This window comes from Zoogloea sp., assembly GCF_041904905.1.
Lineage (GTDB): Bacteria > Pseudomonadota > Gammaproteobacteria > Burkholderiales > Rhodocyclaceae > Zoogloea.
Genome location: NZ_JAYRMI010000014.1, coordinates 1 through 13,231 on the forward strand (window position 1 = coordinate 1; position 13,231 = coordinate 13,231).

The 13,231-nt window shown below is 67.9% G+C and carries 7 protein-coding genes; 3 read left to right on the top strand and 4 right to left on the bottom strand.

Features of this window, described 5'->3' with window-relative positions; genetic code table 11:
- From ACE3N6_RS06065 to ACE3N6_RS06075, 3 genes are all read left to right on the top strand, one after another.
- Positions 1–4,757, top strand: a 4,757-nt coding sequence (locus ACE3N6_RS06065; protein WP_374244294.1) for an SdrD B-like domain-containing protein, incomplete at its 5' end; no start/stop codon positions are given.
- Between the two features lie 89 nt (positions 4,758–4,846).
- Positions 4,847–5,506 (top strand): PEP-CTERM sorting domain-containing protein, encoded by a 660-nt coding sequence (locus ACE3N6_RS06070; protein ID WP_374244295.1) that lies wholly within the window; start codon positions 4,847–4,849, stop codon positions 5,504–5,506.
- Between the two features lie 294 nt (positions 5,507–5,800).
- Positions 5,801–7,483, top strand: a complete 1,683-nt coding sequence (locus tag ACE3N6_RS06075; protein WP_374244296.1) for a tetratricopeptide repeat protein — start codon at positions 5,801–5,803, stop codon at positions 7,481–7,483.
- 10 nt (positions 7,484–7,493) lie between these two features.
- Here the strand turns inward: ACE3N6_RS06075 and ACE3N6_RS06080 are convergent, their stop codons facing one another.
- The 4 genes from ACE3N6_RS06080 to tkt form a co-directional block, all read right to left on the bottom strand.
- The gene (locus ACE3N6_RS06080; RefSeq protein ID WP_374244297.1) at positions 7,494–8,660 is read right to left on the bottom strand and encodes a diguanylate cyclase domain-containing protein; all 1,167 of its coding nucleotides are present in this window, start codon (positions 8,658–8,660) and stop codon (positions 7,494–7,496) included.
- 161 nt (positions 8,661–8,821) lie between these two features.
- Complete coding sequence (locus tag ACE3N6_RS06085; protein WP_374244298.1) at positions 8,822–10,006, bottom strand: phosphoglycerate kinase; 1,185 nt, start codon at positions 10,004–10,006, stop codon at positions 8,822–8,824.
- A 66-nt stretch (positions 10,007–10,072) separates the two neighbouring features.
- Positions 10,073–11,101, bottom strand: a complete 1,029-nt coding sequence (gene gap / locus ACE3N6_RS06090; protein WP_153159985.1) for a type I glyceraldehyde-3-phosphate dehydrogenase — start codon at positions 11,099–11,101, stop codon at positions 10,073–10,075.
- A gap of 91 nt (positions 11,102–11,192) precedes the next feature.
- The gene (tkt, locus tag ACE3N6_RS06095) at positions 11,193–13,223 is read right to left on the bottom strand and encodes a transketolase (protein ID WP_374244299.1); all 2,031 of its coding nucleotides are present in this window, start codon (positions 13,221–13,223) and stop codon (positions 11,193–11,195) included.
- Positions 13,224–13,231: the final 8 nt, after the last annotated feature.

Genomic DNA, 13,231 nt, shown 5'->3' on the forward strand with positions numbered 1-13,231 from the left:
TCAAGCCGGGCACCTACTCGGTCCAGTTCGACAAGGCCACCCTGCCGGCCGGCTACGCCTTCACCGCGAAGGACGCCGCCGCCGGCACCGACCTGACCGACAGCGACGCCGACACCGCCACCGGCAAAACCGTCCAGACCGTCCTCGACTCCGGCGAATCCGACCGCAGCTGGGACGCCGGCATCGTTGCCAGCGCGGGCAGCATCAGCGGTACGGTGCGTGAGGATCTGGACAACAACAACACGGGCGATGCCCCCATCGCCGGTGTGACCGTTGCCCTGGTGAACCCGACTACCGGCGCGATCATTGCCACCACCACCACCGACGCGAACGGCAACTACACGTTCAACAACGTGCCGGCCGGTTCGTACAACGTGGTCGAGACCAACAAGGCCGGCTACATCGACGTCTCCGACAAGGATGGCGGCAACCCGAACAGCATCGCCGTGACGCTGAACCCGGGTCAGTCCAGCACCGGCAACGACTTCGTCGATGAGCGTACCGCGGCCATCGGTGATCGCGTGTGGCTCGACACCAACGCCAACGGCGTGCAGGACGCGGGCGAAGCCGGTGTCTCCGGCGTGACCGTGAAGCTGCTCGACAGCACCGGCAACGTGGTCTCCACCACCACCACCGACGCTGCCGGCAACTACCTGTTCAGCAGCCTCGCCCCGGGCGACTACGCGATCCAGGTGACCGCGCCGGCCGGCTACGTGGTGAGCGGCAAGGATCAGGGCGGCAACGACGCCACCGACAGCGACATCGATCCGACCACCGGCAAGACCATCAACACCACCCTCAGCGCCGGCGAAACCGACCTGACCTGGGATGCGGGCATCTACAAGACCGCCTCGCTGGGTGACAAGGTGTGGCTCGACAGCAACAAGAACGGCGTGCAGGACGCGGGCGAAGCCGGTGTCTCGGGCGTCACCGTGAAGCTGCTCAACGCCGCCGGCAGCGTGGTGGCCACCGCCACCACCGACGCCAACGGCAACTACCTGTTCAGCAACCTGACCCCGGGCAGCTACGCCGTCCAGGTGGTTGCCCCGACCGGCTACACCTTCACCACGAAGGACGCCGCCGCGGCCACCGACCTGACCGACAGCGACGTGGATCAGACCACCGGCAAGACCATCGCCACCACCCTCGACTCCGGTGAGAACGACCTGAGCTGGGACGCTGGCCTGGTGGCGCCGACCGCCTCCTACGGCGACAAGGTGTGGCTGGACAAGAACGCCAACGGCGTGCAGGACGCCGGTGAAGCCGGCCTCTCCGGCGTGACCGTGAAGCTGCTCAACGGTGCCGGTTCCGTGGTGGCCACCACCACCACCGACGCCAACGGCAACTACCTCTTCACCAACCTGACCCCGGGCGACTACTCGGCCCAGGTGGTGGCGCCGACCGGCTACTTCATCAGCGCCAAGGACCAGGGCGGCAACGACGCCACCGACAGCGACTTCGATCCGACCACCGGCAAGACGGTCCTGACGACGCTCTCCGCCAACGAGAACGATCTGACGTGGGATGCGGGCCTGTACCAGAAGGCTTCCATCGGCGACAAGGTGTGGGCCGACTGCAACAACAACGGTCTGCAGGACGCGGGCGAAGCCGGCGTGCCGGGCATCACCGTCAAGCTGCTGGACGCCAGCGGCAATGTGGTTGCCACCACCCTGACCGACATCAACGGCAACTACCTGTTCAAGGATCTGATGCCGGGCACCTACTCCGTGCAGTTCGTGGCCCCCGCCGGCTACACCTTCACGACCAAGGACGTGGGCAGCAACGATGCGATCGACTCCGACGTCGGCGCTGGCACGGTGCTGGGCACCACCAACCTGATCGTCAACGGCAGCTTCGAGAACGGCACCACCGGCTGGTGCGGCTATGGTGACTACATCGAGATCAACACCGCGGGCTCCTACGGCGTCTCCGCCGTGACCGGCGCCATGGTGGCCGAACTGGATGCCAACTGCACCGGCACCGTCACCGGTTTCTACCAGGACATCGCCACCGTCGCCGGCCAGAGCTACCAGCTCTCCGTCGATGTGGCCCAGCGTGCCGGCTACGCCGCTGCCACCAACACCGTGGAAGTGTTCTGGGAAGGGGTGAAGATCGCCACCATCGATCCGACCTCGACCGCCCTCACCAAGTACACCTTCACCGTGACTGCGGCCGATGCCAGCAGCCGCCTGGAGTTCCGTGAGCAAGCGGGCGACGACGACAGCGTCGGCGGCATCATCGACAACGTCACCCTCTACACCATCGGCTCCGGCGGTCAGGTGGGCACCACCGTCCAGACCACCCTCGAATCCGGTGAGAACGACCTCACCTGGGACGCGGGCCTGACCGTCAAGCCGGTTACCGCCACCTTCTGCCTCAGCGGCAACTCTGCCACCGACGGCACCGACGGCAACATCCGCTGCTACACCGACAACGGTATCTCGGTGAATGCCAGCGCCTGGAGCCGCGACAAGAGCACCGGTGCCTGGGCCAAGGCCTGGCTCGGCGCCTACGGCGGCGGCCTGGGTGTGACCGACAGCAGCGAAGGGACGGGCGCGGACAGCTCCCACACCGTCGATAACGTCGGCGGTCGGGATAACTACGTGCTGTTCGAGTTCTCCCAGTCCGTGGTGGTCGACAAGGCCTACCTGGGCTACGTGGTCGGCGACAGCGACATGAAGGTGTGGATCGGCACGGTGGATGGCGCGTTCGACAGCCACATCGCCCTCACCGACACCGTGCTCAACAGCATGGGCTTCACCGAGATCAACCTGACCGATCTGACCAGCGCCCGCTGGGCCGATCTGAACGCAGGCGGTTTCGTGGGCAACGTGCTGGTCATCGCAGCCGACACCACCGACACCTCGCCGGAGGACTACTTCAAGATCGACCAGCTGGTCGTGACGACCGCCTCCGCCTTCTGCGCCACCGACGTCTCCATCGGCGACACGGTGTGGGAAGACACCAACAAGAACGGCGTGCAGGACGCGGGCGAAGCCGGTATCGCCGGTGTCACCGTCAAGCTGCTCAACGGTGCCGGTGCGGTGGTTGCCACCACCACCACCGACGCGAGCGGCAGCTACCTGTTCTCCAAGCTGGCGGCGGGCGACTACAAGATCCAGGTCGTCACCCCCAACGGCTACGCCATCACCGCCAAGGATGCCGGCGGCAACGATGCCACCGACAGCGACATCGACGCGACCGGCACCACCGGGCTCTACACCCTGACCCAGGGCAGCAACAACCTGACCGTCGATGCCGGCTTCTACAAGCCGAGCACCGCCACGGCCAGCATCGGCGACCGGGTGTGGGAGGACAAGAACTTCAACGGCATTCAGGATGCCGGCGAAGCGGGCCTCAAGGGCGTCACCGTCAAGCTGCTGAACACCGCCGGCACCGTGGTGGCCACCGCCACCACCGACGCGAACGGCAACTACCTGTTCAGCAACCTCGCCGCCGGTCAGTACAAGGTGCAGGTGGTGGCCCCGACCGGCTACTACGTCACCACGCAGGACGCGGCCGGCTGGAACGGCACCGACAGCGCCATCAACGGCAGCGGCTACACCGGCACCATCGACCTCGCGGCGGGCCAGTCCCTCCTCAAGGTGGATGCCGGCCTGTATCGCAAGGCCAGCGTTGGCGACAAGGTGTGGCTGGACAGCGACAGCGACGGCATCCAGGACAGCGGCGAATGCGGCGTGGCCAACGTCACGGTCAAGCTGCTGAACGCGGCCGGTGCGGTGGTTGCCACCACTTGCACGGACTCGGCGGGTAACTACAAGTTCACCAACCTGGATCCGGGCCAGTACAGCCTGCAGTTCGACAAGACCAACGCCTACTACTACACCGGCGGCTACACCTGGTGGGGTTCTGCGATCACCCAGAACGTCTCCTCCACCGGCTACCAGTGGACCACCAAGGACGTCGGCAGCAACGCCTACGACACCATGGACAGCGATGTCGCCCGCGTCTCCTCGACGTACTACAACCAGGGCAACACCGACAAGTTCACCCTGGTGTCCGGCCAGTACGACAGCAGCCGCGACGCCGGTGTGTGCCCGATCGTGATCGACCTGGACGGTGACGGCATCCGCACCGTGGCCCGTGAGAACGCCAACGGCACCTTCGACCTGATTGGCAACGGTTCGGCCATCCACTCCGGCTGGCTCTCCGCAGGCGACGCCTTCCTGGCGCTCGACAGCAACGGCAACGGCCAGATCGACAGCATCCACGAACTGTTCGGCGGCAACGGCGCCGGCCAGGGCTTCGCCAAGCTGGCGTCCTTCGACAGCAACGGCGACGGCGTGGTCGATGCCCACGACGCCCACTTCGCCGATCTGAAGGTCTGGCGCGACGCCAACGGCAACCAGCAGACCGACGCCGGCGAGCTGATGAGCCTGAGCGAAGCCGGTGTGGCCAGCCTCAAGGTGTCGTACTTCGCGCTGCCCGCGGTCGATGAGCAGGGCAACCTGCACCTCGAACGCAGCGCGGCAACCCTGGCCGACGGCAAGACGGTGGACATGACCGACGTGTACTTCAACGTCGATGCCGCCGAAGTGGCCCAGGCCGGCGGCACCCTGCCGTCCATGGCAGACCTCCTGAGCACCGACGTCAGCCTCGACAGCGTGCTGGGTGTCTCCGTGGCGGCGGTTGAAGCGGCAGCGGCCCCGGCGGCTGTCGGCGACAGCGCGGTGGCTGCCCTCAGCCAGCTCAGCCAGCTCTACCAGGAACAGCAGTTCGCCCTGGCCGCAGCCTAAAAACGCCTAACCCGGCCGGGTTCGCCCGGCCGGCCAGGCAACCCTTTCCGCATTACCCGAAATCACTTTTTTAACGTAGGAGCGAGTAAATGAAGCAACTCTCCATGATGAAGAAGGCCGCTCTGGCCTTCGCCGCCGCCGGCCTGATGGCCAGCGCCTCCGCCCACGCCGACTCCCTGCTGCTGGATCAGGACGTGAACACCCTGCTGGCCTTTACGGTGGACGTCTCCGGGCTCACCAAGAGCGTCGAAACCGGCGTCTTCAACGTCGCCAACCAGACCACCGGCGCCTCCTTCCTGGCCTTCTGCTCCGAGCTGCTGCAGGGCGTGGCCGTCGGCGCCGTGACCACCGGTCTCGAGTTCTCCCCGACCGGCGTCATCCCGGTGGCCGTGCAGACCCTCTACAACCAGAGCTACAGCCTGGTGAACCCGACCAGCGCCGTCGAAGTCGCCGGTTTCCAGATCGCCCTGTGGGAAGCCATGGACAACGGTGACCTGTACTCCGGCGCCGTCCAGAACTGGGCTGGCAAGACCGGCTCCGCCACCGAAACCGAAGCCCTCGACCAAGCCTGGATCTACCTGCAGGCCCTGGCCGATGGGGATCCTGCCACCGGCAGCTACCAGCTGACCAACTGGAGCAACGGCACCAGCCAGGACATCATCGAAGCCAAGATCCCCGAGCCCACCAGCCTCGCTCTGGGCGCCCTGGGTCTGGCCGGTCTGTCGGTCGTCCGTCGTCGCAAGTCCTGACCCCGTTCCGGGCGGTGCGGCGCTGCCGTGCCGCCCGGCGCAGGACAGGTCTGCAAGCGGTATCGCGAAAAGGGGGCTCGCCCCCTTTTCGTCATTTTCGGGCGCCGCTGGCGGTGCCACGGCAGCCGCCGATCCAGAAATAAATCGCGCTTGCCCCAAAACGGTGTGGATGGGCTGGGGTGGCCCGTGATATATGCATCTGTCCACACGGTGGGGCTCGGCTATCTTCAGTCAGCCGCCCCGCAACGGGCGGATGTCCGCCTGCGCGCCCAGTTATTCGTACCCGAGGTTTTCATGGCTCCAACCCGCTTTCTTCCCGCCGTCCTGCTTGGTGCCGGCTTGTCCGTGGCGTGTGCCGCGGCCCGTGCCGAGGTGATGATTACCGCCCCCCAGAACGGCCCCATCACGGCACCGCCGGCCCGGGCCGACATCGACGCCCTCAGCAAGGGGCAGCAGGCGCTGCGGATGCGCCAGTTCGATCAGGCGGAGCGGGCATTCGGCGAGGCCTACAAACTCAACCCCCGCTCCGTGGAGGCCATGCTTGGCCTGGCCGCAGCGGCCCAGGGCACCGGCAAGGCCAAGCTCGCCCGCGATTGGATGAGCAGCGCGGTGGCCATGGCGCCGGGGCAGGCCAACGTGCTGCAGGCCCAGGGCCGGCTGCTGGTGGAGTTGGGCCTGCTCGCCGAGGCCGAGGAGAGCTACCGCGCGGCCATCGCCGGCCAGCCCGCCAACGTGCAGCTCAAGCTCGATCTCGCCGCCCTCTACCTGGAAAAACTCAAGAAGCCGGCCCAGGCCGCCGCCGTCCTGCGCGACGTGCTCAAGCAGCAGCCCGAGCTGGCTGCCGCCCACCTTGGGCTGGGCCTCGCCCTGTCGGCCGACGGGAAGATCGAGGAAGCCTCGCGGGCCCTCGACGAAGCCGTCCGCCGCGACCCCAACAACCCGGCCGCGCTCCACGCCCAGGGGTTGGTGGCGCTGCGTCTCAATCAGGCCGACCGGGCGCTGGCTGCCTTCGACAAGGCCATCGCCCAGCGCAAGGATTTCGCCGGCGCCATGCTGGGCCGCGGCGACGCCCTGCTGGCCCTGGGCAAGGGCGAGCAGGCCATCGAGGCCTACACCCGCGCCGCGGCGCTGGCGCCCAAGAGCGCCTATCCCCACGCCCTGCGCGCCATCGCCTACGAAAAGATGAAGCGCCTGCCCGAGGCCGAGGCGGCCTACCGGGACGCGCTGCGGATCGAACCGGCCGACGTGCGCATCCAGAACAACCTCGCCTTCGTGCTGGCCACCCAGAAGGTGAAGCTCGACGAGGCCCTCAAGCTGGCCGAGCAGGCGGTGGCCAAGGAGCCCAACCGCGCCACCCTGCACGACACCCTGGGCATGGTCCACCTGGCCCGCAACGACATTCCGGCCGCGCGCCGGGCTTTCGAAAAAGGGCTGACCCTGGAGCCGGGCAACCTGGTGCTGCGGCAGCATCACGCCCTGCTTGGGGCGACGCAGCCAGTGGCGGCGAGCGCCGCGCCGGCCGCCACCGTCAAGCCCGCGCCGGCGCCTGCATCGGCCCCGGCTGTCGCCGCCCCGGCGCCGGTTGCCGCGCCGGTGGTGCCTGCCCCGGTCGCCGCCAAACCTGCAGCCGCCGAGGCCGACGCCACCAAGGCGGTCGCCGGCCGGCTGGAGGCCTGGCGCCAGGCCTGGGAGGCCAAGGACAGCAACCGCTATCTGGCGTTCTATGGGGCCGACTTCGTGCCCGCCGACAAACGCGCCCGCGGCGCCTGGGAGGCCGACCGCCGGACGAAGCTCGACAAGAAGGGCGAGATTCGGGTTCAGGTGGATGCCCCGAGCTTCAAGCTCGACGGCAACACGGTGGTGGTCACCTTCGACCAGCGCTATCAGTCCGGCAACTACAGCGACGCCGGCCGCAAGCGCATGGAGTGGGTGAAGGACGGCGGCGACTGGAAGATCCGCCGGGAAGCCCAGCAGTAAGCCGGCCCGCTCAGGCCGCCTTCCAGCGGCTGCCGCCGGCCTGCTTGGCGGCGTACATCGCCCGGTCGGCCTGCCCGAGCAGGCGATGGAGGTCGTAGCCGTCCTCGGGATAGGTGGCGATGCCGATGCTCACCCCCAGCGGGGTGCCCGGGCAGATGTGCTCCGGAATGTCGGTGATTGCCGCCACCAGCCGGTTGCAGAAGGGCCCGAGGTGATCCGGCTGATGCAGGTTGGGGCACAGGATCACGAACTCGTCGCCCCCCAGCCGGGCCACCAGATCGGTGGCGCGGGCGGTGGATTCCAGGCGCGCCGCCAGCTGCACCAGGATCTGGTCGCCGGTGGCGTGCCCGAAACGGTCGTTGATCGGCTTGAACCCGTCCAGATCGAGCACCAGCACGGCGCCCGGCGACCCGTCGATGCGGGCGCGGGCGAGCACGCCCAGGGCGGCTTCGGTAAAGGCCTTGCGGTTGGCGAGGCCGGTGAGCGGGTCGTGGCGGGCCAGCTCGCGCCAGCGCTCGCTCTCCTGCTCCACGCGGCGATACTGCCGCAGCATCCCCAGCACGATCACCAGAAAGTTGCCTAGCGCCAGCACGAAGGCGCCGGTCTGGATCGCCCGCAGATTGCGCGAGCGTCGCACCGAGTCGTGCTCCAGCGCGGTGGTGAGCCGGTTCATCAGTGCCAGCACCTGCCGGTTATGGCCCACCATGTAGTCGGCTGCGGCGGCGTAGGCGCGCCCCTCCAGGGCCAGCTGGCCGGCCGGGGGGAGCAGGCCGCGCAAGGGGGTGACGATCTGCCGGGCCGCGGCCACGACCGCGGCCGCCTCGCCCTCGACGGGCTGGAGGACGACCGGCGCGCTGTCTCCGCCCGCGGTGGGGCCACCTTCGGCGAAGGCCGACAGGGTGCGCTCGAACAGCCCGAAGGCCAGCTCCACCTCTTCGCCCGCCCGCGCCGCTTCGGCCGGGGTAGCGGCCCGGGTGGCCAGCAGCAGCGCCTTGGTGGTCTGCTGGGAGAGCATGCGCTGGCGCCCGGCGAGGTTGATGGCCACCGCATCCTGGGCGATCTGCTCGGCGAGCCACAGGTTGATGACCAGCACGGTCAGGTCGAGCGCGACGAACATCACGATGGCGGTGATGAGCCGGCGGGGGGAACCTATCAGGGCGCTGACCGGGATTGGCATGAAAGCGGGAATGCGCCGGCGGACGCGACCGGACGGCGGCAGGGCAGGCAGATGCGATGAGTCGCTTATCGGCACCAACGCGCCGCTGGCGTAGGGTGGTACCGACAAAATGACAGGCGGCCCGAAGGCCGCCTGGGGAGCGCGAACCGGCGGGCGCCGGATCAGCCGTTGAAGCGCGCCTCGAGGGCGGCGATGGCGGGAAGGGTCTTGCCTTCGAGGAACTCGAGGAAGGCGCCGCCGCCGGTGGAGATGTAGCCCACGTCATCGGCGATGTGGAACTTGGCGATGGCCGCCAGGGTGTCGCCGCCGCCGGCGATGGAGAAGGCTTCGGAGTGGGCGATGGCGGAGGCCATCATCTTGGTGCCGCCGGCGAACTGGGGCAGCTCGAACACGCCGACCGGGCCGTTCCAGACGATGGTGCCGGCGTTGGCGATGATCTGCGACAGCTGGGCCGCGGCCTTCGGGCCGACGTCGAGGATGCGGTCGTGGGGGCCGACTTCATCGACGGAGACCTTGTTGGCGCGGGCCATGGCGGAGACTTCGTCGGCCACCACCACGTCTTCGGGCAGCGGCACGGCGGCGCCACGGGCCTTCATCATGTCCATGATGGCCTGGGCTTCCTTGACCAGCTCGGGCTCGGCCAGGGATTCGCCGATGCGCTTGCCGGAGGCCAGCAGGAAGGTGTTGGCGATGCCGCCGCCGACGATCAGCTGGTCCACCTTGTCGGCCAGCGACTTGAGGATGGTGAGCTTGGACGACACCTTGGAGCCGCCGACGATGGCCACCAGCGGGCGGGCCGGGGCGTGCAGGGCCTTGCCCAACGCGTCGATCTCGGCGCCCATCAGGATGCCGGCGCAAGCCACCGGGGCGAAGCGGGCGATGCCGTGGGTGGTGGCTTCGGCGCGGTGGGCGGTGCCGAACGCGTCGTTCACGTAGACGTCGCACAGGGCGGCCATCTTGCGGGCCAGCTCTTCGTTGTCCTTCTTCTCGCCCTTGTTGCAGCGGCAGTTCTCCAGCAGCACGACTTCGCCCGGGGCGACTTCAAAGCCGCCGTCGACCCAGTTCTGGATCAGGCGCACCGGCTTGCCCAGCAGCTGGCCCAGGCGCACGGCCACGGGGGCCAGGGTGTCGTCGGCCTTCAGCTCGCCTTCGGTCGGGCGGCCCAGGTGGGAGGTGACCATCACCGCGGCGCCGCCTTCGAGGGCGTAGCGGATGGACGGGATGGAGGCGCGGATGCGGGTGTCTTCGGTGATGTTGCCGGCGTCGTCCTGGGGCACGTTCAGGTCGGCACGGATGAAGACGCGCTTGCCCTTGACGTCGAGATCGGTGAGTTTCTTGACTTGCATGGTGATGTTCTTCGAGGCTTCGGAATGAAAAACGCCCCGCGCAGGCGGGGCGTCGAAACAACAGGCTTACTTGGCGTTGACGTAGGCGCGGGCCGCGTCGAGCATGCGGCAGGAGTAGCCCCACTCGTTGTCGTACCAGGCCAGCACCTTGACCAGCACGGAGCCGTCTTCACCCTTGATGACGCGGGTCTGGGTGGCGTCGAAGGTGGAGGAGACGGTGGTGTGGTTGAAGTCGGAGGAGACCAGCGGCTCGTTGTTGACGGCCAGGATGCCCTTCAGCGGGCCGTTGGCCGCGGCGGTCATCAGTGCGTTGATCTCTTCCTTGGTGGTGGCGCGCTCGGCGGTGAAGGTGAGGTCAACCAGCGAGACGTTGATGGTCGGCACGCGCAGGGCGAAGCCATCCACCTTGCCAACCAGCTGCGGCAGCACCAGGCCGACGGCCTTGGCGGCGCCGGTCTTGGTCGGGATGATGTTGGCGGCGGCGGCGCGGGCGCGGCGCAGATCCTTGTGACGGACGTCCACGGTCACCTGGTCGTTGGTGTAGGCGTGGATGGTGGTCATCAGGCCCTGCTTGATGCCGACGCTGTCGGCCAGGATCTTGGCGACCGGGGCCAGGCAGTTGGTGGTGCAGGAGGCGTTGGAGACGACGGTCATGTCGGCACGCAGCGCTTCTTCGTTGACGCCCATCACGATGGTGGTGTCCACGTCGTCACCGCCCGGGGCGGAGATCAGCACGCGCTTGGCGCCCTGGTCGAGCAGCGCCTGGGCCTTAGCCTTGGTGGTGTAGGCGCCGGTGCACTCGAGCAGCACGTCCACGCCGTGGGAGCCCCAATTGACGCCCTTCGGATCCTTGGTGGAGTAGAACGGGATCTTCTTGCCGTCGATGATGATGACGTTGTCGCCTTCGGTTTCGACGGAGGTCGCAAAGCGGCCGTGGGTGGTGTCGTACTTGAGCAGGTGGGCATTGGTGGCCAGATCGCCGGAGGCGTTGATGGCGACCACTTCGAATTCGTTCTGCAGACCTTGCTCGTAAATGGCGCGCAGCGTGCAGCGACCGATACGACCGAAACCATTGATGGCAACTTTGATGCTCATCGAGCCTTCTCCCTAGTTAATTACACAAAACCGAAATCATGTTGCTTGCGGTGCCCGGGGGGCGCCGCGCTTGTACTGTGGCGCGCCTGGATCAGGCGAGCACCTTCTTGACCGCCGCGACGACGGCCTCGGCGGTGATGCCGAAATACTTGAACAACTCGCCGGCCGGGGCCGATTCGCCGAAGCGGTCGAGGCCGATGACCTCGCCGTCGAGGCCCACGTACTTGCGCCAGCCGTCGGTGACGCCGGCTTCCACGGCCACGCGGGGCAGGCCCTTGGGCAGCACGGCGGCGCGGTAGGCGGCATCCTGGCGGTCGAAGACGTTGGTGCTGGGCATCGACACCACGCGCACGGCCACGCCATCAATGGCAAGCTGCTTCTGGGCGGCCAGCGCGAGGGCCACTTCTGAGCCGGTCGCTATGATAACGGCTTGAGCTGCGGCCGGCTGTGACGCATTGCCCGCTTCGGACAACACGTAACCGCCACGGCGGATGTCGGCAAGCTGCTGGGCGCTGCGCGGCTGGAAGGGCAGGTTCTGGCGCGAGAAGGCCAGCGCGCTGGGGCCGCTGGCGCGTTCGATGGCGCAGGCCCAGGCAACTGCCGATTCGGCAGTGTCGCAGGGGCGCCAGACGTCCATGTTGGGGATCAGGCGCAGGGTGGCGGTCTGCTCGACCGGCTGGTGGGTCGGGCCGTCTTCGCCAAGGCCGATGGAGTCGTGGGTGAACACGAAGATCTGGCGCACCTTCATCAGCGCCGCCATGCGCAGGGCGTTGCGGGCGTACTCGCTGAACATCAGGAAGGTGGCGGTGTAGGGCACCAGGCCGCCGTGCAGCGCGATGCCGTTGGCGATGGCCGCCATGCCGAACTCGCGCACGCCGTAGTAGACGTAGTTGCCGCCGGTGCTGCGGGAGACGCCCTTGGCGCCGGACCACAGGGTGAGGTTGGAGCCGGCCAGGTCGGCCGAGCCGCCGAGGAGTTCGGGCAGCTTGGGCGCGAAGGCTTCGATGCTGTTCTGGCTGGCCTTGCGGGTGGCGATGGTCTCGCCCTTTTCGGTGACCTTGGCGAGCACGGCATCGACGTGGGCAGCCCAGTCGGCGGGCAGTTCGCCGGCCATGCGGCGGGTGAATTCGGCGGCGAGTTCGGGGAACTCGGCGGCGTAGGCGGCGAAGCGGGTGTTCCAGTCGGCCTCGAAAGCGGCGCCCTTGGCCTTGGCGTCCCAGGCTTCGTACACGTCGGCCGGGATTTCGAAGGGTGGGTGGTTCCAGCCGATGTAGGCGCGGGCGGCTTCGATTTCGGCGGCACCCAGCGGGGCGCCGTGGACGTCGTGGCTGTCCTGCTTGTTGGGGCTGCCGGCGCCGATGATGGTCTTGCAGCAGATCAGCGAGGGCTTGCCGGTTTCAAGCTGGGCGGCCTTCAGGGCGGCCTCGATCTCGACCGGGTCGTGGCCCTGGACGTCGCGCACCACATGCCAGCCGTAGGCCTCGAAGCGCTTCGGGGTGTCGTCGGTGAACCAGCCCTCGACGTGGCCGTCGATGGAGATGTTGTTGTCGTCGTAGAAGGCGATCAGCTTGCCCAGGCCCCAGGTGCCGGCCAGCGAACAGGCTTCGTGGGAGATGCCTTCCATCAGGCAGCCGTCGCCCAGGAAGACGTAGGTGTGGTGATCGACGACGGTGTGGCCGGGGCGGTTGAAGTCGGCGGCGAGGATCTTCTCGGCCAGCGCCATGCCCACCGCGTTGGTGATGCCCTGGCCGAGCGGGCCGGTGGTGGTCTCGACGCCGGGGGTGTAGCCGACTTCCGGGTGGCCCGGGGTCTTGCTGTGGAGCTGGCGGAATGCCTTCAGGTCGTCGATGGACAGATCGTAGCCGGTGAGGTGGAGCAGGGCGTAGATCAGCATCGAGCCGTGGCCGTTGGACTGGACGAAGCGGTCGCGGTCGGCCCACTTGGGATTGGCCGGGTTGTGGCGCAGATGGCGGCGCCACAGGACTTCGGCAATTTCGGCCATGCCCATCGGGGCACCGGGGTGGCCGGAGTTGGCTTTCTGGACGGCGTCCATGGCCAGCGCGCGAATCGCGCCGGTCAGGGGGTTGAAGACGGGCGGCTTGACATTACGCGAAGAAGACATCGGGGAAC